The organism is Arthrobacter sp. 01L42, from assembly GCF_056400005.1.
In genome coordinates this window covers 111,549-137,905 of the sequence record NZ_JBFTSL010000006.1, presented here as the reverse complement: position 1 = coordinate 137,905, position 26,357 = coordinate 111,549, and the positions used below count along the sequence as shown (strand labels likewise).

Annotated in this window: 17 protein-coding genes, 1 pseudogene and 2 riboswitches; of the genes and pseudogenes, 8 read left to right on the top strand and 10 right to left on the bottom strand. The window is 64.6% G+C overall.

Annotation, left to right across the window (positions count from 1 at the left end; all coding sequences use genetic code 11):
* Positions 1-5 precede the first annotated feature (5 nt).
* The 6 genes from AC1DN2_RS07025 to AC1DN2_RS07000 all read right to left on the bottom strand — a co-directional run bounded on the left by AC1DN2_RS07025 (position 6) and on the right by AC1DN2_RS07000 (position 7,579).
* Complete coding sequence (locus AC1DN2_RS07025) at positions 6-1,181, bottom strand: glycosyltransferase (protein ID WP_476849753.1); 1,176 nt, start codon at positions 1,179-1,181, stop codon at positions 6-8.
* Entirely contained in the window at positions 1,178-2,398 is a 1,221-nt protein-coding gene (locus tag AC1DN2_RS07020; RefSeq protein ID WP_476849752.1) for a glycosyltransferase, read from the bottom strand. Before AC1DN2_RS07020 ends, AC1DN2_RS07025 begins: the two co-directional genes overlap by 4 nt.
* Positions 2,385-3,617 carry a glycosyltransferase family protein gene (locus tag AC1DN2_RS07015; RefSeq protein WP_476849751.1) on the bottom strand — a complete coding sequence of 411 codons (1,233 nt, stop codon included), beginning with the start codon at positions 3,615-3,617 and terminating at the stop codon, positions 2,385-2,387. The genes AC1DN2_RS07020 and AC1DN2_RS07015 overlap by 14 nt, the downstream gene beginning before the upstream one ends.
* Before the next feature lie 300 nt (positions 3,618-3,917).
* A complete protein-coding gene (locus AC1DN2_RS07010; RefSeq protein ID WP_476849750.1) occupies positions 3,918-5,450 on the bottom strand; it encodes a sensor histidine kinase in 1,533 nt (510 codons plus the stop codon).
* A gap of 44 nt (positions 5,451-5,494) precedes the next feature.
* Entirely contained in the window at positions 5,495-6,160 is a 666-nt protein-coding gene (locus AC1DN2_RS07005; protein ID WP_223913445.1) for a response regulator transcription factor, read from the bottom strand.
* A 483-nt stretch (positions 6,161-6,643) separates the two neighbouring features.
* Positions 6,644-7,579, bottom strand: coding sequence for a serine hydrolase (locus AC1DN2_RS07000; RefSeq protein ID WP_476849749.1), 936 nt, complete (start codon positions 7,577-7,579; stop codon positions 6,644-6,646).
* Positions 7,580-7,715: 136 nt separating this feature from the next.
* On the opposite strand from AC1DN2_RS07000, the gene AC1DN2_RS06995 reads away from it, so the two are divergent.
* Positions 7,716-8,636, top strand: a complete 921-nt coding sequence (locus AC1DN2_RS06995; RefSeq protein ID WP_476849748.1) for a 2-hydroxyacid dehydrogenase — start codon at positions 7,716-7,718, stop codon at positions 8,634-8,636.
* A 32-nt stretch (positions 8,637-8,668) separates the two neighbouring features.
* On the opposite strand, the gene AC1DN2_RS06990 is transcribed toward AC1DN2_RS06995, so the two are convergent.
* Together AC1DN2_RS06990 and AC1DN2_RS06985 are read right to left on the bottom strand one after the other, a co-directional pair.
* Positions 8,669-9,292, bottom strand: coding sequence for a dihydrofolate reductase family protein (locus AC1DN2_RS06990; RefSeq protein ID WP_476849747.1), 624 nt, complete (start codon positions 9,290-9,292; stop codon positions 8,669-8,671).
* 88 nt (positions 9,293-9,380) lie between these two features.
* Complete coding sequence (locus tag AC1DN2_RS06985) at positions 9,381-9,743, bottom strand: VOC family protein (RefSeq protein ID WP_476849746.1); 363 nt, start codon at positions 9,741-9,743, stop codon at positions 9,381-9,383.
* Positions 9,744-9,957: 214 nt separating this feature from the next.
* Between AC1DN2_RS06985 and AC1DN2_RS06980 the strand changes: the two genes are divergently transcribed.
* The 5 genes from AC1DN2_RS06980 to AC1DN2_RS06960 all read left to right on the top strand — a co-directional run bounded on the left by AC1DN2_RS06980 (position 9,958) and on the right by AC1DN2_RS06960 (position 20,771).
* On the top strand, positions 9,958-11,700 hold the full coding sequence (locus AC1DN2_RS06980) for an ABC transporter ATP-binding protein (RefSeq protein WP_476849745.1): 1,743 nt from the start codon (positions 9,958-9,960) through the stop codon (positions 11,698-11,700).
* Entirely contained in the window at positions 11,697-13,727 is a 2,031-nt protein-coding gene (locus AC1DN2_RS06975) for an ABC transporter ATP-binding protein (RefSeq protein ID WP_476849744.1), read from the top strand. The genes AC1DN2_RS06980 and AC1DN2_RS06975 overlap by 4 nt, the downstream gene beginning before the upstream one ends.
* A gap of 257 nt (positions 13,728-13,984) precedes the next feature.
* Positions 13,985-15,349, top strand: coding sequence for an antiviral reverse transcriptase Drt3a (drt3a, locus tag AC1DN2_RS06970; RefSeq protein WP_476849743.1), 1,365 nt, complete (start codon positions 13,985-13,987; stop codon positions 15,347-15,349).
* Complete coding sequence (gene drt3b, locus AC1DN2_RS06965) at positions 15,342-17,420, top strand: antiviral reverse transcriptase Drt3b (protein WP_476849742.1); 2,079 nt, start codon at positions 15,342-15,344, stop codon at positions 17,418-17,420. The genes drt3a and drt3b overlap by 8 nt, the downstream gene beginning before the upstream one ends.
* Positions 17,421-19,220: 1,800 nt before the next feature.
* Complete coding sequence (locus AC1DN2_RS06960) at positions 19,221-20,771, top strand: hypothetical protein (RefSeq protein WP_476849741.1); 1,551 nt, start codon at positions 19,221-19,223, stop codon at positions 20,769-20,771.
* 163 nt (positions 20,772-20,934) lie between these two features.
* On the opposite strand, the gene AC1DN2_RS06955 is transcribed toward AC1DN2_RS06960, so the two are convergent.
* Positions 20,935-21,291: a hypothetical protein gene (locus tag AC1DN2_RS06955; RefSeq protein ID WP_476849740.1), complete on the bottom strand. Its 357-nt coding sequence runs from the start codon at positions 21,289-21,291 to the stop codon at positions 20,935-20,937.
* Between the two features lie 24 nt (positions 21,292-21,315).
* Between AC1DN2_RS06955 and AC1DN2_RS06950 the strand changes: the two are divergent.
* A pseudogene (locus AC1DN2_RS06950) lies at positions 21,316-21,846 on the top strand (SDR family oxidoreductase); the annotation flags it as partial.
* Between the two features lie 134 nt (positions 21,847-21,980).
* Here the strand turns inward: AC1DN2_RS06950 and AC1DN2_RS06945 are convergent.
* On the bottom strand, positions 21,981-22,748 hold the full coding sequence (locus AC1DN2_RS06945) for a hypothetical protein (RefSeq protein ID WP_476849739.1): 768 nt from the start codon (positions 22,746-22,748) through the stop codon (positions 21,981-21,983).
* Positions 22,749-23,243: 495 nt separating this feature from the next.
* Positions 23,244-23,341, top strand: a riboswitch (glycine riboswitch).
* 1 nt (position 23,342) lies between these two features.
* A riboswitch (glycine riboswitch) is annotated at positions 23,343-23,450 on the top strand.
* A 52-nt stretch (positions 23,451-23,502) separates the two neighbouring features.
* Here AC1DN2_RS06945 and gcvP point away from each other — a divergent pair.
* Positions 23,503-26,349, top strand: coding sequence for an aminomethyl-transferring glycine dehydrogenase (gene gcvP / locus AC1DN2_RS06940; protein WP_476849738.1), 2,847 nt, complete (start codon positions 23,503-23,505; stop codon positions 26,347-26,349).
* Positions 26,350-26,357 lie beyond the last annotated feature (8 nt).

The window sequence follows — 26,357 nt, the reverse complement described above, 5'->3', positions numbered from 1 at the left end:
GGTGGTCATTGCCTGGCCAGTCTGCGTGCAGGCGGCAGCGCCTCGGTGATCCGGGACAGCACCCCGCTCCAGCTGAACCGCTGCACGGCGTCGTTGCGGGCCTCGAGCCCCAGCCTTTCCCGCAAATTCGGGTCTTGGCCGAGCCGGAGGAGGGCGTCCGCGAGCGCGGCGGGGTCCCCGGGCGGGACGAGGATCCCGGTGCGGCCGTCTTGGATGATGGACGGGATCTGGCCCACGGCGCTCGCGATTACAGGTAGCCCGGCCGCCATGTACTCAAAAACCTTCAGCGGCGAGAAGTAATCGTCCTGGCCAGGTCCGTCCGGGGGATAGGGTGCGGCGGCGGCGTCGAATTCTGCCAGGAGGCCGGGCACCGCAGCCGGCGCGACGGGGCCCGAGAAAACCGTCGGCACGCCGAGGGATTCGGCGAGGCGTTCGAGGTCCTGCCGGCCGGGGCCGTCACCCACCACATGGAGCTGCCAGCGCAGGCCCGGGTCGGCGGTCTGCTGGTTGGCCAGGGCGACACCGTGCAGCAGGCCGGGGACACCGTGCCAGGGCTTCAAGGTTCCGACGAACCCGACGGTGAGGTGGTCCGGATTCCGGCGGCCGGGGCGGCGGGCCGTGATCCGTTCGACGTTCACTCCGTTAGGCGCCAGCACGGTCCTGGCGGTCGGCACCCGCGCCCGCACCCAGCGGACCACGGGATCCGAGACGCAGGCCACGACGTCGGCCGTCGCGGCGTTGCGGCGGAACACCGTCTCAGCCTTCTTCACGTCGAGCAGCTGGCGGTACCGCTGCTGCTCCTCGATCAGCGGCGCATTGACCTCCAGCACGGACGGCACGTCCAGGATGCGGGCCACCACGGACAGCGCCGGGCTGAACAGCGAATAGCGCTCGTAGAACAGCCCGCAGCCGTTGCGCAGGACCTCGTCCGCCAGGCCCAGCGCGGCGTCCTGGACCGCCCGTTCCCGCGCGGAGGCGGGGACGGATTCCGGCTTGACTTCGACGACGTCGAGATCGGCAAGGTCGCTGGGCCGCTCGGTGCCGAGCAGGGTGCAGTAGACGGTGACGGCGGCGCCGGTCCCGCGCCACGCCCGGACGATTTCCTGGACATGGACGGAGGAGCCCTTGGTGCCGAAGACAGGAACGCCGGGGTCGGCGCAGAGATAGGCCACGCGGGTCATGCGACTCTCCTTTCAGAACGGGAGAGGGACCTCAGGAGCTCGGCCTGGCGGTGGACGTCGTAGTCCTCCTCGATCAGGGCGCGGGCGTTGCGGGACATGGCGAGCCTGTCCGTGGCCGGGGAGCCGAGCTGGCAGATGCCGCGGGCCAGGGCGTGCGGGTTGCCCGGCCGGACCAGGACCCCGGTGGAGCCGTTCCGGACTACTTCGGGGATCCCGGTGACGGACGTGCTGACGCAGGGGACGCCCGTGGCCATGGCCTCGAGCAGGACCGTGGGCATGCCGTCCGCGTTGCCGTCGGCGCCGACGACGCAGGGCGCCACGAAGACATCGGAGGAGTGGAGCAGCTCGTGGACCTGGTCCTGGGTCTGCGGGCCGAGGAGGCGGACATGGGCGCCGAGTCGGAGCTGGCCGATGCCGGCCTCCAGTTCTTCGGCCATGAGCCCGGTCCCGGCGATCCGGAGGTCCAGTTTGACCCCTTGGTCCAGCAGTTCGGCGGCCGCGGGCAGCAGATACTGGAAGCCTTTTTTCTCCACCAGGCGCCCGACGGCGGCGATGCGGAGGGTGGCTTCGAGCGGCCGGGGCTCCCGGTACGGGAAGCGCTCCAGCTCCAGGCCGTTGCGCACCAGATGGAGCCGGGCGGTCGAGGACGGGAAGCGGCGGCGCAGGTAGCGCATGTTGTACTGGCTGATGGTCACGGCGTGGTGGGCCTGCTCGAGCTTGAGCCGCAGGTCCTCGTCCTGGACCGATTCATGGAAGATATCCACCGCGTGCGCGGTGAACGAGAACGGGATGCCGGTGATGAGGGACGTCAGCCGGGCCACGGTGGTTGATCCCGAGGCGAAGTGGACGTGCATGTGCCGGATGTTGCGGTTCTGCAGCGCGGTGGCCAGGTTGATGGCCTGCACGGCGTCGTCTGCCGAGGCGGCGGCGAGTTCGCCCAAATTCCGGCCGACGGCGGCTGTGAGCCCGGCCGCGTCGGCCATCCGGAGGCTCTCCCACAGGGCCACAGTCTTGATGGGGCGGTCAATGTACGTCACCGGTGCCTGGACCCGGGCGAGCTCGGGGTGGAACCGGGGGTCGTCGGTGGGACGGAGCGAGAAGATTTCGATCCGGTCCCCGGCGGCCTCGCGGGCCAGGATCTCCGAAACGATGAACGTTTCGGAGAACCGCGGGTACATCTTCAGGACGTACGCCGTCCCGGGTTCAAACGGCGACACGGCTGGCACCTTTCACGCTCGCTGCGGCATCGCTTTCGTCCGCGCTGAATTGTTCGGCACTGGCCCGTTCGGCGGCGACCTGATCGGCACCGTCCCGGTCCGCTTGGGCCAGCACGGTAGTGGCCAGCGGCCGCAGCAGCTCGGCGGCCAGCTGCGGAACCCGGATCAGGCCGTCCAGCACCGCACGACGGCGGTCCACGGTGGTGCCGATCCGGGCGGCCAGCCAGGCCGCCAGGATCTCCGGCGTCAGCGTGCCAATCTCGTGTTGCTCCAGGTACCCGGCCGCGGCGAGGGACTCGGCCCGGATCCGCTGCTCGGCGCGCGACTGCGTGCGGGGCACGATCAGGGCCGGGACAGGGGTGCTCATGATTTCGCACACCGTGTTGTAGCCGCCCATGGCCACGACGGCGCCGGCGTGCCGGATGTGGAACACGATGTCATCGACTGCGGCGACCACTTTGACGCCGGGGCGGGCCCGCTGCCGGAGGTCATTGAGCTGCTCGGCGGGCATCTGCGGCCCGGCGACCACGAGGTGTCCCAGCCCGTCCGGGACCGGCGTGGCGACGGCGACGCGGGCCAGGGCATAGCCGTCCGAGCCGCCGCCGACCGTCGTCATGCAGTACCGCCCGGGCATGCAGCTGGTGCCGGAGGCCGGAGGGCGCCCAACGGCCAGGTAGCCCGTGTACCGGATGAGCTTTCGGAGGGCGAACGGTATTTCGCCGGCGGCTACGGGATCGTGGACGGCAGGATCGCCGTAGACCCAGATGGCATCGAACAGGTCCTTCACCACGCGGGGACCGCCCACTCTGGCCCATTCGGCGAGGGCGGCGGCGGGCGAGTCGAGGACCTCGCGGAGGCCCAGCACCACGCGCACGGGCCCGGCGGTGCGGGCGTGGCGCAAGGCTGTTTCGAGTTCGCCGTGAACGCCCGTGGCGTGCCGGTCCACCACCACGAGGTGGGGGGAAAAGCCGGCGAGTGTTGCCTGCAGCAGCCTGGCCCGCAATGGCACGAGCTCCCCCATGGGCAAGGTCAGGTTCCGCGGCAGGTAGCCCGCGGAACCCTTCGCCACACCGGGAAGGAGCACCCAGTCCCACCCCTCGGGCAACCCGAACGCCGGTGCGAGGGCTGTGCCCGTGATGAGGATTCCGGTGACCGGGCGGCCGATCAGCCCGGGAAGCTGATTGTTCAGCGCGTGGGCCAGTGCCAGATTCCGACGCACATGTCCCAGGCCCACTGAATCATGTGAGTACAGCACTATCCGCAGTGGCTCCACAACAATCCTCCCCCGCCCCCGGTGCCCCCGGACAAGGCCGCGATCGCGACTGTGTCCGGGCAGGTGCTGTCTGATGTTAAGCATCAGCGTGCGCCCCGAGAGTGAGGGTGGGATGAGGGGAAGATTAAGGATTCCTCATCCAAGGGCCCGCTTTTGCGGCGCCGCGCTTAGGCACGGGCACCAGCAGGTGCGGGCCAGAAGGGAGGTGGGGTCAGAGGGCGGCTGCGGGCCAGCCGGCGGACCAGGTCAGACGCGGACGCCGGAGGACTGCAGGGGGATCCGGATCAGGAACGTGGCCCCGTGGCCGTATTCGGATTCCACCGTGGCCACGCCCCCGTGTGCCTGGGCGATGGCCGCGACAATGGCAAGGCCCAGTCCCGAGCCCTCCACGCCGCGGCCCGTGTGCGCCCGGCCGAACCGTTCGAAGATCCGTTGCTGGTCCTCGGCGGCGATGCCGATCCCGTCATCGCGCACCCACAGCACGAGGGTGTCCTGCGGGGGCAGCGAGGTCCCGTCGTTCGACGTCGGGCGCTCAATCCGGGAACCGAGCGCGATTGTGGAGGACGGTCCGGTGTACTTGACGGCGTTCGCGGCGAGCTGGACCAGTGCCTGGGTGAGGCGCTGCGGATCCGCCTCCACCACGTAGTCGGCTCTTTCATCGATCTGCCAGTGCCGGTCGGCCAGGACGTGCACCTTCTCCATGACCTGATCCAGGAGCTCCGGGACCCGGACGGGTTCACGCTGGATGAAGCCGATCTCGCCGGAGTTGGCGAGCAGCAGGAGGTCGTCCACCAGGCGCTGCATCCGGTCCACCTCGTCCAGCAGCACGTCCCTGGTGGCTATAACATCGTCCGGGTCATCGACCGTCACGAGCTCGAGGTGCCCGCGGAGAATGGTCAGCGGGGTCCGCAGTTCATGGCCGGCGTCGTCCAGGAACTGCTGCTGTTGCTGGGCGCCCTCATCGAGTCTTTCCAGCATGGTGTTGAAGGTCTTGGCAAGCAGGGTGACGTCGTCCTCGCCCTTGCGCACCGTCACCCTTTGCGTGAGGTCCTCCGGGCCCACCGCCCGGGACGTCTCGCGCATACGGCGGAGCGGATCGAGCAGCCGGCCCGCAACCACGCTGCCGATCACCGCTGCAGCCAGGAGCATGCCGAGGGCCACCAGCGAATACGTCCGCACCGAGCTGGCGTTGTGCTCGCGTTGATCGCCGGCGTCCCGGCCGACCAGGAAGAATGTCCCGGGGGCGCCCTTCATGGGCACCACCACTGTCCTGAGTGGACGGCCGTCCGAGTTCAGCTCGCCGAAGGACGCGCCGGCCGGGTTGCTGAGCTGGGCAGCATCGGCCAACATGCTGTTGTTCAGGAGGTTGCTGTCTCCGTTGCCTTCAACGGTCCATGCCACATGCCCATCCACTATCCCTGCCATGACCTCGTTGCTGCGCGGCTCGATATCCTCCGCGGCCTCGTGAAGGGCGCTGACGTACGTCCTGTTGGCGTAGTCACCGGACGTTTTCTTCTTTGTCTGGACGACCTTGACCACGGCATTCGCCTTGTCGAGAACCGCCTGGTCGGTCCTGGCATCAGAGTCCTGGAACTGGACCACGAACGTGACCATCCCGGCTGTGACCACCCCGGCGAGCATCATGCCCAGCATGGCGGCCACCACCCGGAAACGCACCGAGTGGATCTTTGCGCCCCAGCCGGACGGGTCCTGGGTTTCCGCCTCAGGGAAGGCAACCGCCGGCGCGGCCTGGCCGTCTTCACTGGGATGTTCATCCAAGGTGGCCACTCTGTTCCCTTCCTGCGCGGATCAGCTTGCTGTACCTAGCTGAGGCGGTACCCGGCGCCGCGGGTGGTGAGGATCCGGTCCGCGCCGAGTTTCATCCGCAACTGGCGCACGTACACATCCACCACGTTGGACGTGCCGTCGAAGTCGTAGCCCCAGACATGGCTGAGCAGTTGCTGCCGGCTCAGGACCTGCCCGGGGTGGAGCAGGAACATTTCCACCAACGCGAATTCGCGGGCAGAGAGTTCCACCATCCTGCCGTCGACGCTGACCGAGTGGGTGAGCAGGTTCAGCTCCAGGTGCCCGTAGCGCATGACGCTTCCCGCCAGCACATCGCCGGTGTCCGACTTTCGGATCCGGGCCTTGATGCGGGCCACGAGTTCCTCGAAGTGGAAAGGCTTGACGATGTAGTCGTCGGCGCCGCCCTCCAGCGCTGCGACGGTGTCGCTGGATGATCCGCGGGCCGTGAGGAAGATGACCGGGATGCCCACCTGGCCGCGGCGCAGCGCCGCGAGGACGGCGTACCCGTCCAGGCGGGGGAGTCCGATGTCCAGGAGCAGGAGATCAAATTCGCCGCTGGAGGCGTAGTCCACGGCCGTGACGCCGTCGGCGACCACCGTGGGCACGTAGCCGGCCGCGCGCAGACCCTTTTCGATGAAGCGGGAGATGCGTTCTTCGTCTTCTGCAATGAGGATGCGGGTCAAGGTGACTCCCTGGACAGCCCGGCTCCGGAAGGCTCCCCTAGCCGCGCATCTGCACGGTCCTCTTCGCGGGATCCTAGGCCTGCTCCAATACTGCGGCGTCTCCTACATGTGACTGGGAGGAATTCCGGGGCCCCAGCAGCCTCGATCAGCCCGTAGTGCGGGCCGGACCCGTGCCCCGTTGTGTGGGGCCGGCGGTTGAGCTGGTGCGGACCCGTCAGGGCGGCGCGGCGGGACGTGCTGGACCGCGCGCTGGACAAGAGGCCCCTGCGTCGGGGCGACTGAACGTTCTTGATTCAGAAGGAATGGACATCTGGTGCTCCTCCAGAGGACGGCCCCACGGCGTGGGGTTCCATCGGGCAGCTGCGGCTGAGACTATTCCCGCTTCTTTCATCCTGCCCCCGTAATGGAGCCTGCGCCACCTCTGATCGGTTGATTTTCAGCCTGTTAACAGCTCACTCGCAGGAGCTGGCCCCTGCCGGCCCGTTATTGCCCAAAAAGCGCGCCTGTGAGCTGGTGAGTCAGGTCGTGGATGAGGTCCAGGCGGTCCGCACTGTCGGCGTCGTCCGGGCCCCACGTGTAGATGACCACCGCGTAGGAGCGGTCGGCGGCGCTGAGCAGGGCGGCGTCGTGGACGTAGCCCTGCACCACGCCGTACTTGTGGTGGACCGTGATGCCGGGGGCGACGGCGGCCGGGATGAGGTCCTCGTCATTGGTGTGCTGCATGTAGCCGAGCAGCTCCGCGGTGTGACCGGCGTTGAGCAGCTTGCCCGTGGTGAGCTGCGCCAGGAGCCGTGCCATGTCCGTCGGTGCCAGCAGGTTTTGTTCGGGATCGTAGGTGATGCCGAGGGTGGCGGCGTAGGCGGTGAGGTTGGGGTAGCCGATGTCCCGCATCAGCAGGAGCCATGAGTCGTCGCTGCTGGTGTTGATCATGGCTTTGAGCTGGAACGCGGCATTGAACGCGCCCAGGGGAGCATCGAGTGACTTATCGCCGGTTTCCACGAGGTGGTAGTAGGCGGCGGCCGTCAGGACCTTCGCGGTGCTCGCCGCCGTGTAGGGTGCCACGTCGCCGTAGCTCTGCAGCTGGCCGTCGCGGGTGTCCAGCACGGCGACGCCGATCCGGTGATCGGGGTGCGCGCCGATGATCCGCTGCATCTCGGCGGGAAGGTCGACGGCGGCGGCCGCCGGGGCTGCCGGTGCGGTCTCCGCCGGGCCCGGCTCCTGCTGCCAGGCGACGGTCAGGACGTCACCGGTCAGGAAGTCGCGGGTCAGGAAGTCACGGGTGTGGGAATCACTGCCGGGTGCGGTGCGGATCGCGCCGAGGACCACGACGGCGGCCAGCACCAGCACCGCGGCGGCCCAGACGAGCACCACGTTCCTGCGGTGGGTGGGAGCGGCCGGCCGGGGGCCCGGATTCGTCATGTACGTGGGCCTTTCCGGACTCGACTGGGTGGTGCCTCCGACGTTAGGCCGGGCCGGGGGCGAAGTCCACGGAGCGCGCGGGGCGCGGCCCAAGTGGGACAAAAATCCCAGATGCGGGTCCACTACGCTGGCATTCATGACCCGGAAAATTACTGTCAGCCTGCCGGACCCCACCTTGCGTGAGTACCTTAAGCCGCACCCGGACGTCACCGTCCTGGAGTGGGACCTCGCCGGTGAGCCGCCCCTGCCGCGGATCGACATCGTGGTCCCGCCGTACATGGGCGGCCCGGAGGTCCTGCGGAGCCTGGCAGCGGTGGACACGGCCCTGGTGCAGAGCCAGTCGATCGGGTACGACGGCGTGGCGGAGTTCCTGCCGGCCGGGCGGGTCTTCGCCAACGCGTCCGGCGTGCACGAGACCTCCACCGCGGAGCTGGCGCTCGCCCTGATCCTCGCCAGCCAGCGCGAACTGCCCCGCCTGATCCAGAACCAGCAGGAAGGACGGTGGGACGCCCGGCCCACGGCCAGCCTGGCCGACCGCCGCGTCCTGATCGTTGGCTACGGCGGGGTGGGCAAAGCGATCGAGGACCGGCTCCTGCCGTTCGAGACCACCGTGACCCGGGTGGCGAGCACCGAACGGACGGATGACCGCGGCCGGATCCACGGCATCGCGGAGCTGCACACGCTCCTGCCGGAGCACGACATCGTCGTGGTGGGGGTTCCGCTCAGCGACTCCACCCGGCACCTGATTGATGACGCCTTCCTCGCGGCCATGCCGGACGGCGCCCTGGTGGTAAACGTGGCCCGTGGCCCGGTAGCGGACACCGAGGCCCTGGTCCGGCACACCGCCTCCGGCCGGATCCGCGCCGCGCTGGACGTCACCGATCCCGAACCCCTGCCGCAGGACCACCCGCTCTGGCGGACCCCGGGCGTCATTATCAGCCCGCACGTGGGCGGCGCGAGCTCGGCGATGCGCCCGAGGATGGGCCGGCTGCTGCAGCGGCAGATCGAGATCATGCTGGCGGGCGAGCCGCCGGCGAACGTGGTGCTGAACGGCTAGTTGGGCGCGGGCAACGGCTGGGGCGTGTCGCTTTAGCCCTCCTGGGTTACGGCCGACATGTCGCCGACGCCAGGGGTGCCGTCGGCGAGCGCGTAGCGCTGCAGCACCGCGCCCTTCGGTGAGGCGACGACCGGCTCGATGAGCCTGAGGTTCGTCGGAACCACCCCGTCCGCGAAGACCTTCTTTCCGCCGCCGAGAAGGATCGGATACACCCAGAGCGTGAGTCGGTCGAAGAGCCGCTCGGCGAACAGGGTCTGCACGAAGTCGAGGCTGCCGATCACGTGGATGTTCTCGTGCCGGTCGCGCAGTTCGCGCACGGCGGCGACGATATCAGGACCGAGGAGCGTGGAGTCGGCCCACTCGAGGGCCGGCGTCCCGCGCGAGGCCACATATTTCGGGATGCGGTTGAACAGCCGCGCGATCTCACCGTTGGCGTGCGGCCAGTACCCGGCGAAAATGTCGTAGGTCCGGCGCCCGAGCAGCAGCGCGTCCATCCCCGTCATCCCGGAGGTGACCTGCCCGCCGACCACCTCGTCGATGAGCGGCGCCTGCCAGCCGCCAAACTCGAACCCGCTGTCGGTGTCCTCGTCCGGGCCGCCGGGGGCCTGCGCGACGCCGTCGAGGGTGGTGAACAGGTCGATATGGATCAGTCCCATGCCGTGCTCCTTCTCCGTCGCCCGTCGTCGCCGCGGCGACGGGATCACTTCGAGGCTGGCACACCGTTCCCCCGCGAAGCAACAGGTTTCAAGGGCTCCCGGCGGTGTCCACCACGCAGAACCTGTTGCCCTCCGGATCGGCCAGGATCACGTAGTCGGCGTCCGCGGGCCGCTTGCTCCATTCGATCCGGGTGGCGCCCAGGGCCAGGAGCCGCTGCACTTCGGCGTCCTGGGCGTCCGTGTAGAGGTCCAGGTGCAGGCGCGGCGGGACCTGGACGGCCGCGGGGACCCGGTCCAGGGAGATGCACGTGCCCACGCCGCCCGGCGGCTGGAGGATCACGAAGTCGCCGTCGGGCTCGTACCGCGGCTCGTAGCCCAGGGCGGCCTGCCAGAAACTCATCTGGCGTTCGAGGTTGTCCACCCGGATGACGATTGAGCCAATGCGCAGCATCCGGATCAAGCTACACCCGGGCCGCAGGCCCGGCAAGCAAACGCAGCCCGGCAAGCGGCCCGGGTCGGCAAGCAAACCGCGCATTTGAGCATCGCCGCAGGCCCGCCCCCGATTCGCCCTCAGAGGAACCCGGCCCACTCCCGGGTTCGGGACGTAAACTGACCCTCACATCGTTCTGTGTGACACAGTCTGTGACGCGTGAAGTGGAGACCGGATGCTCTGGAAACTGCTCGTCGAATACCTGAGGCCGCAGCGGCGGCTGCTGCTCGCCGTCGTCGTCTTCCAGCTGGCGGCGTCCATTGCCTCGCTGTACCTGCCCACCCTGAACGCGGACATCATCGATCAGGGCGTGGCGAAGGGCGACACCGAGTACATCCTGCGCATCGGCGGGCTCATGCTGGCGGTCACGCTGCTGCAGGTCATCTGCACCGTCGTGGCCGTGTACTTCGGGGCGAAGGCCGCGATGGCGCTGGGCCGGGACGTCCGGGGCGCCATCTTCAGCCGGGTCGCCGCGTTTTCCGAGCAGGAAGTCACGCGGTTCGGCCCGCCCAGCCTCATCACCCGCTCCACCAACGACGTCCAGCAGGTCCAGCAGCTGGTTCTGATGTCCGCCACGCTCATGGTTACGGCGCCCATGCTCTGCATCGGCGGGGTGATCATGGCCATCCGGCAGGACCTGCAGCTGTCCTGGCTGATCGCCGTCAGCGTCCCCGTGCTGCTGGCCGCGGTGGGTTCGATCATTTTCCGGATGGTGCCGCTGTTCCGGGTGATGCAGGCCCGGATCGACACCGTTAACCGGGTGCTGCGCGAACAGCTCACCGGCATCCGGGTGGTGCGGGCCTTCGTCCGGGAGGACGTGGAGACGGCCCGTTTTGCCCGCGCCAACGAGGACGTCACGGACACCGCGCTGCGCGCCGGCCGGCTCATGGCGCTCGCGTTCCCCACCGTGATGCTGGTGCTCAACGTCTCCAGCACGGCCGTGATCTGGTTCGGCGCGTTCCGGATCGAGGACGGTTCCATGCAGGTGGGGACCATGATCGCGTTCCTGAGCTACCTGATGCAGATCCTGATGTCCGTCATGATGGCCACATTCATGGCGATCATGATCCCGCGCGCCGCCGTCTCCGGGGACCGGATCGGCGAGGTCCTCGGGACCGAATCCAGCGTCCGGCCGCCGCTGCGCCCGGTTTCGCGCGCGGCCGGGCGGGCAGCCCGTGGCGAGCTGGAGATGCGCGACGTCGGGTTCGCCTACCCGGGTGCCGAGCAGCCGGTGCTGTCGGACGTGAACTTCACCGCCCGCGCGGGGCAGACGACGGCGATCATCGGCAGCACCGGCTCCGGCAAGACCACCCTGGTGAACCTGATGCCGCGGCTCTTCGACGCGACCTCCGGCTCGGTCCGGATTGACGGCGTGGACGTCCGCGAGCTCCACCCGGACCTGCTGTGGGGGCACATCGGCCTGGTCCCGCAAAAGCCCTACTTGTTCTCCGGGACGGTGCGCAGCAACCTGCTCTACGGCAAGCCGGACGCCACCGAGGACGAGCTCTGGCGGGCCCTGAGGATTGCGCAGGCGCAGGATTTTGTGGAGGAGCTGGAGGGCGGGCTGGATGCGCCGATCTCGCAGGGCGGCACCAACGTCTCCGGCGGCCAGCGGCAGCGGCTCGCGATCGCCCGGGCACTGGTGAAACAGCCCGAGCTCTACATCTTTGACGACTCCTTCTCCTCGCTGGACACCGCCACGGACGCCCGGCTGCGGCAGGCACTCAAGCAGCACACCGCCGGGGCCACCATGGTGATCATCGCCCAGCGGGTCTCCAGCATTGTGGACGCGGACCGGATCCTGGTGCTCGAGCGCGGCAGGATCGTCGCGCACGGCACGCACGAGGAACTGCTGGCGACCTCGGAGACGTACCAGGAGATTGTGAACTCCCAGCTCGCAGCGGAGGAGGCAGCATGAGCCGCACCGACAAGGCGCCGACGCCGGCTCCCTCAGCCGCTCCCGCTGCCGGGGCTCCAGCCCCCGCCACGCAGGCGCCGCTGCGGATTCCCCGCCCGGCGGGTGGCCCCGGCCGCGGCGGCCCGTTTGCCGGGATGAACATCCCGGCCGAGAAGGCCATGAACTTCGGCCCCTCCGCCCGGCGGCTGCTGGGGGAGCTGCGGCCCGAACGGCTGTGGCTGGTGCTGGTCCTGCTGCTCGCCGTCGTCGGCGTTACGTTCTCGGTGATCGGGCCCCGGCTGCTGGGCGAGGGCACCAACCTGATCTTCGCCGGCGTCGTGGCCAAGCAGCTGCCGGCCGGGGAGACCCAGGCCCAGGTGATCGCCCAGATGCGCGCCGCCGGGCAGAACCAGCAGGCGGACATGCTCAGCGCCATGACGCTGACCCCCGGCACCGGGATCGACTTCACCGCGCTGGCCACCGTGCTGCTGTGGGCGCTGGTCCTGTACGTGCTGGCCTCGGTGTTCGGCTGGATGCAGGCCTATATCCTCAACGGCGTGGTGCAGCGCACGATGTACCGGCTGCGCGAGCGGATCGAGGCGAAGATCAACCGACTGCCGCTGCGGTACTTCGACTCCGTGCAGCGCGGCGAGCTGCTCAGCCGGGTGACCAACGACGTCGACAACATCTCCCAAAGCCTGCAGCAGTCCATCAGCCAGGCCGTGACCTCGGTGCTGACCGTGGCCGGGGTGCTGGTGATGATGATCATCCTCTCGCCCACGCTGGCGCTGATTGCACTGGTGACCATTCCGCTGACCCTGGTGACGACGGCGGTGATCGCCAAGCGCTCCCAGAAGCTGTTCGTGGCCCAGTGGAGGCACACCGGCGAGCTGAACGGGCAGATCGAGGAGACGTACACCGGGCATGCCCTGGTGAAGGTGTTCGGCCGGCAGCGCGAGGTGGAGGAACGGTTCCGGCAGAAGAACGTGGAGCTGTACCAGGCGAGCTTCGGCGCGCAATTCATTTCCGGCCTGATCATGCCGGCCATGACGTTCATCGGGAACCTGGTCTACGTGGGGATCGCCGTGGTGGGCGGGCTGCAGGTGGCCTCCGGGGCGATGCAGCTGGGAGATGTGCAGGCGTTCATCCAGTACTCCCGGCAGTTCACCCAGCCGCTGGCCCAGCTGGGGTCCATGGCGAACCTGCTGCAGTCCGGCGTGGCCTCCGCGGAGCGCGTGTTCGAACTGCTTGACACGGACGAGCAGTCGCCCGATCCTTCGCCGTCTGAAGCTCCTTCCGGGGGCCGGGGGCGGCTGGTGTTCGAGGACGTGTCCTTCTCCTATTCGCCGGACAAGCCGCTGATTTCTTCGCTGAGCCTAGTGGCGGAGCCGGGGCAGACCGTGGCCATTGTGGGCCCGACCGGTGCCGGCAAGACCACCCTGGTTAACTTGATGATGCGCTTCTACGAGCTCGACTCCGGGCGGATCACGCTCGACGGCGTGGACGTCACCGCCATGACCCGCGACGGGCTGCGCTCTCGGATGGGCATGGTGCTGCAGGACACCTGGCTGTTCGGCGGGACCATCCGGGACAACATCGCCTACGGCCGGCCCGGCGCTACGGAGGACGAGATCCTGGAGGCCGCGAAGGCGACGTACGTGGACCGGTTCGTCCGGTCCCTCCCGGAGGGCTACGACACCGTGCTCGACGACGAAGGCGGCAACGTCTCCGCCGGCGAGAAGCAGCTGCTCACCATCGCCCGGGCGTTCCTGGCCCGCCCGTCCGTGCTGATCCTGGACGAGGCGACTTCTTCCGTGGATACGCGGACCGAGGTGCTGGTGCAGAAGGCGATGAGTGCTTTGCGGTCCGACCGGACCTCGTTTGTCATTGCCCACCGGCTGTCCACAATCCGCGACGCCGACCTCATCCTGGTGATGGAGGCCGGCCAGATCGTCGAGCAGGGGACGCACGCTTCATTGTTGGAGGCGGGCGGGGCGTATGCGGCGCTGTACGCGGCGCAGTTCGCGGCTCCTGTTGCGGAGGTTTAGAGGCGCAAGTTAGTTCGACACGTTGACACGTCGCAGCATTCCGGCAGTCAATCCTGGGTCAAATTGCCCTGGCGCGCTGCAGCCAGAGGGAAACACATCCTCGACTTCGGAATTGCCACGGCCGCTTGTGGAACGACGGCATCAGGTCGACCGACTATTCTGATATAGAGTCTTGTAGCGTGGTGGCCGATACTCGCCTCTACTAAGTTCAGACGTACGGTGCCGTCCAATGGAGACCGGATCGCCATTGGGGGAAAATGCCAGACCAAAGCTTCTCTGCCGAGAATTTCAAAAGAATATGGGACCTAAGAACCCGACGGGGTGAAGATCTCGGCTCATACTTTCCCAAAATTTCCGCTGCCTCTGACGAACTCCGGACGGCCAGCGCAGACCTAAAAGCGAGGCTGCGCCTCCTCAGACCAGAGGACGCTGAATTCGACGTTCAGGCTGCTCGCTACTCCAAACTGAAGGATTCGTCGAAACTTCACAGGGATCAGTTGGTCGCCGAGCACATGGTCGGAGTAGCTCTCGAGGCAAATCGCCGAATCGACTCCGGTGATTTGAAGATTGCGCTTCATCCAGGCCGAACAGTCGGTGGCAAAGTTACCTACCAGCTCGATCCTGGAGATGCAGCGTCATATTTCATCTGTCGTCAGCTCGAGATCAATTTGAGGTATGCGTTTGATCTCAAGCCACCGAATCGAAACCTCGCTGCTGAACAGCTCTTCCTGGCTCTGAATGACGAAACCGAAAAAATCGTCGTGCGGACTGACATTCGCTCCTTCTACGAGAGTATTCCGCATGACAGGCTCCTCGACATCCTCCGTCGTTCGCCAGTTCTCTCACGAACGACGTGTCGTTTCGTAGACGCCCTACTGAACGACTATGCCGCGCGGACAGGGGCGACTTGGGGACTGCCGCGGGGAGTTGGGGTGAGCGCTGCACTTGCAGAAGCCTACCTGTCGCAACTGGACGAGGAGTTCTGGGGGCTGCCCGACATCCTCTTCTACGTTAGATACGTAGATGATATCGTCGTCATCTTCGGAGGCAGTCAGCATCATCCACCGATGCATGAACGTAAGCGCGAAGTACGCGAGAGAGTAGCCAGAACTGGTCTCTCCATGAATGCTGGGAAGACCAAATACTTGGCAGTATCCAAAGCGAATGGGACCCCCGATGCATTTAATTATTTGGGCTATGAATTTACCATAAATAATGCAACTGTAACCGTCGATATATCAAGACAGCGCGAAAAGCGGTATCGACAGCGCATCAAGCTAGCCTTTGAAGCCTATCTCAGATCTAGCGGCACCGGTTCATCGCAACAAACGTTGTTGGATCGCATTAAATTCCTTTCGGGAAATACTCGCTTGTCTAATAACAAGAGGCATGCTCTCGTCGGTATCTATTACTCAAACAGTCTTCTCAAATCAGTTACTCCGAAGATCCAGCGTCTCGATGCGCATCTCGTCCGCCAATGCAAACTCGCAAAGTTGCCGCCGGCAACTCAAAGTCGATTGGTGGGACTGGGCTTTGGGTCAGGCTTTACCAACCGCACCTTCCACAGTTTCTCCCCCCGAAAGATGCAGCAGTTGGTGAAGATTTGGAAACATCATGACTAAACGCAGAATAAATGTTCGCCATAAGCGCTCACGCGTTGTTCTCTCTGAGTTATTACCTTATGAGGTTCCTGTTACCTTCAGCAATGCGAACCTCTATAAGTTTCTTAATGCCACGAATGTTCGATTCACCAAGACCGAGGTGCTGTTCGATGCCGTCGACCCTAGCGTCAAAACAGTTCTCAAGATAATTTTTGGGAAAAAAGTTCAAATTTCTGACAAAGTAGAAGCAGGGACCAGGTCCTTTGCCATCCCGAGGAAGCAACTTGAGCGACCGACAGTTCCCTTTCAGTACGAGATTAGGCACAAGGAAAAACAGTCGAGAAGACTGTCGGTTGCGCACCCCATGTCGCAGATTTCATTCATCGATCTCTATGAAAGGTATAAGAGCTCGCTTTTGTACCACACAAGTAGGAGCCCTTTTTCCGTTCGGCATCCGGAGCGTGTTACGCGCTATACTGTTATTCGAGACGGCGTTTTCGATGAGCTATTGGCAATTCAACCAGGGCCGATTGAAACAAGCACCCAGGAATACGATCGAATCCGCTCATTCTTTGTTTACAAGCAATATGATAACGTGCATAAATTCTATGAGTCCACTGGATATCGAGATAGCGAGAAGCAATTCGGTCATTTGCTGCGCCTGGACATCGCCAAGTGTTTCGACAGTATATATACGCATTCTATCGCTTGGGCAATATTTGATAAAGAATCTGTTAAGCGCGATAAATCGGCACATGAAACGACTTTCGCCGATCAGTTCGATCGCGCTATTCGTCGGCTAAACGACAATGAAACCCATGGAATATTGATCGGGCCGGAGATTTCTCGTATTTTTGCCGAAATCGTTCTTCAGAGGGTGGATCGAGAAGTCGAGTTTCGGCTCCGGGAAAAAGGGTTTATTCACGGTATCGATTATCGTGTAATGAGATATGTCGATGATTATTTCGTATTCCTCAGGGATCCAAGTTCCAGGGACAAAATCGTTGACGAACTTGAAGCACAGTTGCGTCCCTACCGGTTTCACCTCAATGATTCAAAGGAAGCTGTTCACAGCACGCCCTTTATCTCTGATATGTCGATCGCGAAGGACCGTTTGAGGCGCGGACTTAGCAAGAATCTCAGGCTTGACGTCGTAGACGAAGGCTCGGATCCGGAGGGGGTCCGGATTGACTTCGCTTCCACTGCGGCTCACATGATCGCGCTCTACAAGACCGTACTGCGTGAAACCAACCTTGGGCCGTTGGATGTTGTGAACTTCACTCTGGCTGACGTTGAAATCCAGCTTGAGTCCCTCATGAAAGCCTATGTGACGTGCCGTGAGAGTACGAACCAGATCCTCGATCAGACCCGCCGTGCCGAGTACCGAATTGGCAACCAACGCCAAATAATGAAGGCGCTAATCGCTGCCGTGGAGCTGACATTTTTTGTGTATGGGGGGTCGCCCAGAGTCGCGCCCGCCATCAAGCTTGCACGCATCGTAGCTCTCAGCCGAAAGTTTGTGAAAGAAATAGAGGTCTCGAAGGATGCAGGGGACACTCTAGATGACCTTATCTTTCGCGAAACAATTGTGCAGCTCAGGAGAAACCCTCTGACTCAGTACGCATCAGTTGAGAACCTTTACCTACTGACGATCTTGAGTGAGTTGGGCGAACACTATCTGGTGGAAGTAGACGAGCTCTGTCAGTTTCTAGGCATTAGTAGCCCGAAGCGGGGCTTTTTCGATGTGCCAGATTGGTTCAATGTTTTCATCACGTTCGAGTTGTTTCGCTTTATGACCGATCATGCCATCTACGGCGGCTTGAAGTTGGCCCTAGAACGGTGGGTAGTAGCTCGGATTGAAGCACTTGACGCCAGTGAGCGGCAGACTGCGGAACAGCCGATCTATGTGCTGAATGCAATCGTTTCCCCATACCTCTCGCGCGCTTCGAAAGATTCGATTCTCGCGATTTATGAGGTTGTCGGCAAACCGGCTACTGCTGCGATCGAGTACCAGGACGAATGGTTTTCTGGCTGGAAAGGTCTCGATTTGCACTCTGAATTATTGATGAAGCGCGTTCAAGAGGTATATTGAACCTGCGCCTCGCACGGTCACCGAGGTTACACCTAGATGACCACACACCAGCGCTGGGTGGTATCGAGTACCCCACCCGCCACTAACTTGAGTCAGAATTAGAACGAGCAGGGGTTGTGCCGCAGCAGCTCTCCACATTGAAAAGCACCTTGAGGCCGAGGGCGAACGGGAACAGCTGAAAACGAAGCAGCAGAAGCAGCTTGGCCATTTTGTAAAAGCGATTATCTAAATACGGTCCGCAGACGATCTTGAACGTTTGTAGCGTGTCCGGGGCCTTCTTCCGGGGGTCGAGGCCAAGCACGACAACGCCGAGGACCACGACCTAAGTGCCGTGCCTGCGACGTTCACGTGATCCCCGGCATCCGGGCGTCCGGGCTCGCCCAGCCAGAAGTCAGATGCTGTCGCCGGCGACCTTGTTCTCCGCGTATTTAGCCCCTCTGAGTTCAAGCCTGAAGTATCGTGTGTGCCGTGCGGCCAACGCGCTGCATCGACGGGCATCATGGATGCGCCGCCCAGGACTATCAAGCCCTAGGCTGAGGTAGGGAAATCTCGTGCCGAACACGGGACAGATCGACATCTGGAGGGCCAAACGTGGTGGAAGTGGTTGCACCATATGCCGAGAAGATCTTGGCTCCGCATGCGAAGTTGCTCGCCAAGAAATTATGCGGGTGGCTTGGATTCACGAGATGGCAAATCGAGCGGGACGTGAAATCAAAAAGTGGGCTCGATTTTGACGGTCCGGCCTACCGGTCGTGGTTGAAGTCGCTCGACGCAAGTGTCTGGGAACGTCCCGTTGAACAGGCCGGACCCGAGCTCGCCCTGGACCTAGATGACAGGCTAGAGGCGGCCAGCAGGGACTGGCGCGATCGGCGGCATAATGCCTCCACCGCGATGAAGTTGGTGCAGGAAACGTATCTGTCGGCTCTGGCCCAATGTTCTCAGGCGGACTCAATCCGCTTTGGCGAGCTCTGGAGTCGGGAGCGCATGCAAGCCACTACTCAGCAACTCGCAAATCTAGCCAGTACCAGAGGCGGCTTGGGCCGCCTGGACGGGGCTGACCTCGTTGCCTATCTGGGGAAGCGATCGCGGGCACGACGGAGCAATCGACTCGCGGCATTGGGGGTCGAAGACAGCGCCATCTCCGTCGTTATGGATGCAGCGAGTATTCCCACAGTTGACGTCCCTCGGGGGAAGATCCGTTGCATCGTTGGTCCATTCGGCATTGGGAAGTCAGAGGCGGCTGAGCAGTGGCATAGAACTCGATTCGAGGACTGCCTCCATAACCCGGACGCTCCGATCCCGGTGTGGCTCCACGTTCGCGACATCAACGGCAATCTCACTGCGGTCTTCGACAGAGAAGCGGGTAGTCAGACAGTGGCCGGCGCCCGAGGATTAGCGGTTGTTATCGATGGATTGGATGAGACAGATAGTTCGGCCGCCGAGAACATTTTGAACGATTCTCGCGTATTTCTTGCTAGCAGCCCACGTTCATCAGTCCTGCTAACTACACGTCCGGGTGTGGTCGGTATGCGCGATGGCGAGGAAGTTCCTGTCCCACCTCTGACGAACGAGGATGCAGCCAGCCTCGTTGACGCCGCATCTGGGGAATCACGCAATAGCTACTACCGGCTTCCGGGGCCCCTCAGGGAGAGTGTACGCCGACCGCTATTTGCCATCGCCGCGGGAAGGGCGCTAGCGGGCGGCGATGCGCCTCTTAGCGCTGCCGGCCTGTTGAGCCAGATAGTTGAGAAGGCCCTTCGGAGGGGGCAGGAGCGGACGCGAATTGAATCGCAGCATATAGTGGCCAATCTGACTGAGTTGGCCGTCCGGCTGACAAACGATCCGTCTGAAAGCCGCGTTCTCGATTACTCGACACGTGCAGTCGCGGAGGCATCACGCCTTGTTTCGGCGGACTCTGAAGGAGGGTGCCAGTTCAGTCTTGCCATTATCCAACAATGGTTCGCAGCTCAGGCCCTTATCAGCGATCCTGCTAGGGCAGAAGATGCTTTCCGCGACCAGGTGGCCTTTGGCCGATGGCGGTGGGCCATCGCGATCGTTATTGCCGCCGGATCGAATTCGAACGTGGACAGATTTCTAAGCCGTGCCATGATGTGCAATCCAGGCGCTGCTTCGTGGCTCCTGGATCAAGCAAGCGTCTCCTCTATTAGCCGTCCCGCCGCCGCGCCGCCGCCATTGATCGAAGTACAGTCTCGCCTTCTCAAATCCGGCCGCTCCTGGGCGGATGCGTTGGGACCGCTGGCTTCAAAGGTGCTCCCAGTTAACCCGCCAGAGCATGGTGGCCTCAGGCTGGGCGTTCGACTCGAGGCGGACGGCATCGCCTATTCATGGTCCAGGGAACCACAAGAATCGGATTCAACCACTACCTTGCCCACTTCGGTGCAACTCTTCGGGGCGGACGATGACAGTTGGTCGGGCATGACCTGGAAGAGATTCGGACACGACGCAGCTTGGCCTTGGAACTTCGTGCGATCCGACATCAACGAGAAATTAGAGACCACAATGCGCACGTCCGCGCTCCTCGGCGGTACATCCGGGGTGTGGGCGGACGAAGCCGCCTACAAGTTCTGCCGCGCTTGGGCTGATCAGCGCACGGTTTTCCACAAACCGATAGAGTGCGGCGGACTGATCCAGCTCCTCGACGGGCTATTGAAGGACGACCCGGATATCGTCATACAGGCACCCCGAGCCCCAGCCCTGGAGGCTAGGTGGTTGCGCGACTACCTAGGACAACAGCCGGGCGGCGTTCTGCATAGGCCCCTCCCAACACCGGATGTGCAGGCGCCAGACAGCGGATGGGTGTGGGGTGTCTATAGCCAAGAGCGCCTTCTAGAATACGCCGTGGAGCTGTATGGCAGAGCATGCCTAGCCTACGAAGAATTGTGTTCTCACACATTTCGGAAGTTCGATTGGGCCTTGTCACTACTTTCCCAGCGACCAATAAGTGTGGTCGGGGTGCTCAGAATTGGCCACAGGACCGGCTGGGACGGGGCGCCCGCCGTTAGCTTCCGGGTGCTTCCCACGAAACTCATGAAACAGGCCACTACGGATTCCCCGCATGACTGGATGATGTCGAGGACAGGACGCTGTGCCCTGAGGTTCGAGATCGAACAAGAGGAGTGGGGCTTCGAGCCAGAGATTGGAATCAGCAACGAGGCGCTCAACGAGTGGATGCAGACCGCCCGAGCATCGTCGCCATTCGTGCGTTTCTCCAGCGTTGGCTCTTTGCTAGAAACCAACCACGATAGAGCGTCGAGTGAAATCGCCCTGAATTGGCTTGCCGATGACCTGAAAGCAATTGGTATGTTCTCCGGCAACGCACGCATTGACTAACCCAGGTCCGCTGAGAGTTAGAGCGCCTTCCTATAGTGGGCGCCAGATTTCCTGCTCAGCAACATGAATGTCCTGCTGCGAAATTACGCCGGGTCCATCATCGGCGGTTGCAAAGACTTCTTGGATGCTTGCCCTGGTCGAACCGGCTGCACCGATTCGCCGTCTACGCCTCCCGCAGCACACCAACCGCGGCCACCAAATACGGCACCGGATCCGGGTCCGTCCCCGCGGCCCACTGCATCCAGGCCTCGAACGTCGCGCCGATCAGCGCTGCGCACAGATACCCCGCGATATCCTCGCGCACCCCGGCCGAAACCAGGTACGTCCGCGTCCTCTCCCGCTGCGGCACAAGGGACTCGTAGCTCCGGCTCGCCAGCTCGGGGTGTTCGGGGATCAGCCGGAGCCGGCCCCGCGTGACCGCCAGGTCCGGCAGAACAGAAACCTCGGCGACCGCAGCCTCGCGCAGGCCCGCCAGGACGTCGCTGTCGGCCCCGCCGGCAGCGCGGGCTGACTCCAGCACCCGGCCGGAGGCCTCGTCTACGGGCTTGCGGCCGCCGGCGGACGCATCGACGCCTTGGCGAACGTGGCCGGCATCATGGACAACTTCGCCCCGATCTACGAAGTGGACGACGACACCTGGGACCGCGTCTTCCGGATCAACGTCACCGCCCTCATGCGCCTGACCCGCGCGGTGGTGCCGCTGATGCTGGACGCCGGGACCGGCTCCGTGGTCAACGTCGCCTCCGAGGCCGGCCTGCGCGGGTCCGCCGCCGGCGCCGCCTACACCGCGTCCAAGCACGCCGTCGTGGGCCTGACCAAGAACTCGGCCGCGATGTACGGGCCGAAGGGCCTGCGCTTCAACGCCGTGGCCCCCGGCCCCACCATCACCAACATCGTGGCCACCTGGGGATCCCAGCTCGCGGCCGAACGCCTCGGCCCGCTGATGCAGGCCACCGTCCCCACCCCCGCCACCGCCGCGCAGCTCGCCGCGTCCATCACCTTCCTGCTCAGCGACGACGGCACCAACATCAACGGCGCCATCCTCGCCTCCGACGGCGGCTGGTCCGCGCTGTAGGGGAGCGGCACCCCACGCAAGCGGACGACGGCGGGAAGTCCCGCCGTCGTCCGCTGGATCGGGATCAAATCCGTGATTGCACCATCGGATCCGCTGGTGCAATCACGTCCACACATCGCGGGTGAGCCCGGATTTTACGTGGACGGGAAGGTGGGCACGTCCGGCCACCGGCGGGCGGCAATGGATTTGGCACCCAGCCCTGCCAACGCGATGACCAGAGCCAGCAAGATTTTGGGAGGTGCTCCGCCCGCGGGTCCAAGCGTTACCGCCAGGATTTGCCGACTCATCAACAGCATCTCCTGCAGGTCGCCAGCCAGGATACGAGTCCCCAGGACGTAGTTGACCGAGATGAACAGGGCGGGAACAAACCACAACAGGGCAAGGTTCACGGCCCACACCGCGGTCCGCCGCGCAGGACGAAGGCCGCACCATGCCAGGGCGCCACCAACGAGGACGGCGGGAATCCAGAGAGCGATTGACGGCACTGCGACGGGGACGTTGATGTGCCCAACGAAGCCGACAACCCACTCCACCGTCCACGAAGCGAACGGCACCGCCACGAGTCCGGCGCCCAATGCCGCCAGGCTCCGGGTCCTTGAACAGAGCAGCAGGTGCGCCACGAGGGCAGCAGCGAGGGATGCGGTCACGCCCGCGAGCAGCCCGGCGAAGTACAGGCTCGCCATTGTTCCGCCCGCCAAGCCGCCGTCGAGCACTGTGAAGGACTGGACGGCAGCCGTGAACTGGACCACAAGAACGCCGGCTGCCGCGCACCACGTCACCAGTCGCCGTCGGGCGGGGGACCAGATGCGCACCGCGAGTCCGGCCGCTGCACCTCCTACGGTGAGGAGGGCTACGATCGTGGTGAGTTCGTACTGGCTTAGCGGCAGTAACGACACAGGCATCTGGTCTGGAACGACCTCTGCGCCCCACAAGTTCTGCAACGGGAGCTGTGCGCCGGATACCAGCCATGGGCCCAAGCCGAGCAATCCTGCGAGGATCCCGATCAGCCACCCCCAAGCGGCATCCCCGGCGGGAGTCCTGCTTGGTGGTCTGCTGGGAGCTGCCTGTTCCATCGCTTGATCCGGAAGGCTCACGGAGGCTCCTTGCGTATGAGCGCTCTGGGAGGGACGCGCATGAAAATGTAAAGTATCCCGTTTAGAATAATGCACCGAATGGACTAACCCCCTGGGTCCGATCCACGAGGTGGACGACGACCTCTGGGACCGCGTGTTCCGGATCAACGACACGGCCCTCATGCGCCTCACCCACGCAAGCGGACGACGGCGAAGAGCTCCCGCCGTCGTCCGCGGGACAGCGACTCAATTGAAATAAATTTTGCATCCTGCCCGGGAACCGGATAAATTGTGAGCTGTGTCACCGACCAGTGGCACAGCTTATGATCTGCGGCGGGAGAGTCCTGCCGGTACGTTCAGCAGGCGCCGTAGGAGCAAATCCTCCCCAGGAATCTCTCAGGCCCACGTACCGCCGCGGCAAGGCAACTCTGGAAAGCAGTCCGGGCAACCGGGCTCACCGACGGTGCAAGTGGCGCGCTGCTATCAGCAGGGCAAAACGGAAACTCTCAGGTCCAATACAGAGCGGGGAGGAACCCGAATCATCGTGGCGTCTTGATGCCACCTGAATTATGGAGTTCCTCTCATGACGGTTCAATCGTCCCCGTCCACCTTCGCAGACCGCCACATCGGCGCCCGCCGCCAGGCCGACATCGACACCATGCTCAAGGCCGTCGGCTACGACAGCGTTGATGGCCTCGTTGACAACGCGGTCCCCGATTCCATCCGCCAGGAAAAGCCCCTCACCCTGGACAGCGCCCTCAGCGAAGTCCAGGTGCTGGCCGAACTGCGCAAGCTCGCCTACAAGAACAAGACGGCCGTGCAGATGATCGGCCAGGGCTACTACGACACCGTCACCCCGCCGGTGATCCGCCGCAACATCCTCGAAGCCCCCGCCTGGTACACCGCCTACACCCCGTACCAGCCGGAGATCTCCCAGGGCCGGCTCGAGGCGCTGCTGAACTTCCAGACCATGGTCCAGGACCTCACCGCGCTCCCGGTCGCCAATGCGTCCCTCCTGGACGAGGCCACCGCGGTTGCCGAGGCCGTGCTTCTCATGCGCCGCGCCAACAAAAACAAGTCCGCTGCCGGGGCCAAGACCGTCCTCGACGCCGACTGCCTCCCGCAGACCATTGCCATCGTCAGGGGCCGAGCGGAGGCGCTGGGCTTCGAGGTGCAGGTCGCTGACCTCTCCGCCGGTCTGCCCGACGGCGACATCAACGGTCTCGTCCTCCAGCAGCCGGGCGTCTCCGGCCGGGTGTGGGACCAGTCCGGCGTGATCGCGGAGGCCAAAGAACGCGGCGCACTGGTCACCGTGGCGGCGGATCTGCTTGCCCTGACCCTGATCACCCCTCCGGGCGAGCAGGGCGCGGACATCGCCGTCGGATCCACCCAGCGCCTGGGCGTGCCGCTGTTCTTCGGCGGCCCGCACGCCGCGTACATGGCGGTGCGCGAGGGCATGGAACGCACGCTCCCCGGCCGCATCGTCGGCGTCTCCAAGGACAACGCCGGTGTCCCGGCCTACCGCCTGGCCCTGCAGACCCGCGAGCAGCACATCCGCCGTGAGAAGGCCACGTCCAACATCTGCACCGCCCAGGCGCTGCTGGCCATCGTGTCCTCGTTTTACGCCGTTTACCACGGCCCCGACGGGCTGAAGGCGATCGCCCAGACCGTCCACAACAACACCCGCGCCCTTGCCGCCACGCTGAAGATCGTCGGCCGGGAACTGGTGAGCGACTCCTTCTTCGACACCCTCACGGTCCGCGTGCCCGGCAAGGCCGCCAAGGTCATCGCCGCCGCCGAGGCCCGGGGCATCAACCTGCGGCTCATCGACGCGGACACAGTTGGCGTGTCCGTCGATGAAACCACGACGCCGGAGGTCCTCTCCGCGGTCGTCGTCGCCTTTGGCGCCGGCCCGGTGGTGGAGGCCAAGGGCTTCGAACTGCCCGAGACGGTGCTGCGCACCTCCGACTTCCTGCAGCACCCGGTGTTCAACACGCACCGCTCCGAAACCCAGCTGCTGCGCTACATCCGCAAGCTCTCGGACCGCGACCTCGCCCTGGACCGCACCATGATCCCGCTGGGCTCCTGCACCATGAAGCTGAACGCCACGGCCGAGATGGAAGCCATCTCCTGGCCGGAGTTCGCCTCCATCCACCCGTTCGCGCCGGACTCCCAGACCGAGGGCTGGCGGGAACTCATCAGCGGCCTCGAAGCTGACCTCGCCGAAATCACGGGCTATGACCAGGTCTCCATCCAGCCGAACGCCGGCTCCCAGGGCGAGCTCGCCGGCCTGCTGGCCATCCGCGGCTACCACCACTCCCGCGGGGAGGCCCAGCGCAACGTCTGCCTGATCCCGGCCTCCGCGCACGGCACCAACGCCGCCTCCGCCGTGCTGGCCGGCATGAAGGTCGTGGTCGTGGCCACGGCTTCGGACGGCACGATCGACCACGCGGACCTGACGGCCAAGATCGAGCTGCACAAGGATGCGCTGTCCTGCATCATGATCACCTACCCGTCCACCCACGGTGTGTACGACACAGACGTCCGCGAGGTCTGCGACTCCGTGCATGCGGCCGGTGGGCAGGTCTACGTCGACGGCGCCAACCTCAACGCCCTCGTCGGGCTGGCCCAGCCGGGCAAGTTTGGCGGTGACGTCTCGCACCTGAACCTGCACAAGACCTTCTGCATCCCGCACGGCGGCGGCGGACCGGGCGTCGGCCCGGTCGCGGCCAAAGCCCACCTGGCGCCGTTCATGCCAGGGGACGCGAACAAGGTCGAACCGGGAAAGGGAGTTGCCATCTCCGCTTCGCGTTACGGATCCGCCGGTGTGCTGCCGATCTCCTGGGCGTACGTGAAGTTGATGGGCGGCCAGGGCCTCACCGAGGCCACCAAGTCCGCGCTGCTCGCGGCGAACTACATCGCATCCCGGCTGGATGAGCACTTCCCGGTTCTCTACACGGGGGAGAGCGGCCTGGTGGCGCACGAGTGCATCCTGGATTTGCGGGAACTCACGGCCAGGACCGGCGTCACCGCTGAGGACGTGGCCAAGCGCCTCATCGACTTCGGCTTCCACGCCCCCACGCTGTCCTTCCCCGTGGCGGGCACCCTCATGGTGGAGCCCACCGAGTCCGAGGACCTTGCGGAGATCGATCGCTTCATCGAGGCGATGATCACCATCCGCCAGGAGATCGACCAGGTCTCCAACGGCGATTTCACGGTGGAGAACTCCCCGCTGCGCAACGCACCCCACACGGCAGCCGCCGTCGTCAGCACCGACTGGACCCGCGAGTACCCGCGTGAGCAGGCCGCATTCCCCGTCCACACACTCAGGCAGGACAAGTACTTCCCGCCGGTCGGACGCATCGACGGCGCCGCCGGAGACCGCAACCTGGTCTGCTCCTGCCCGCCGCTTTCCGAATTCGAAAACTAAGGATCCCT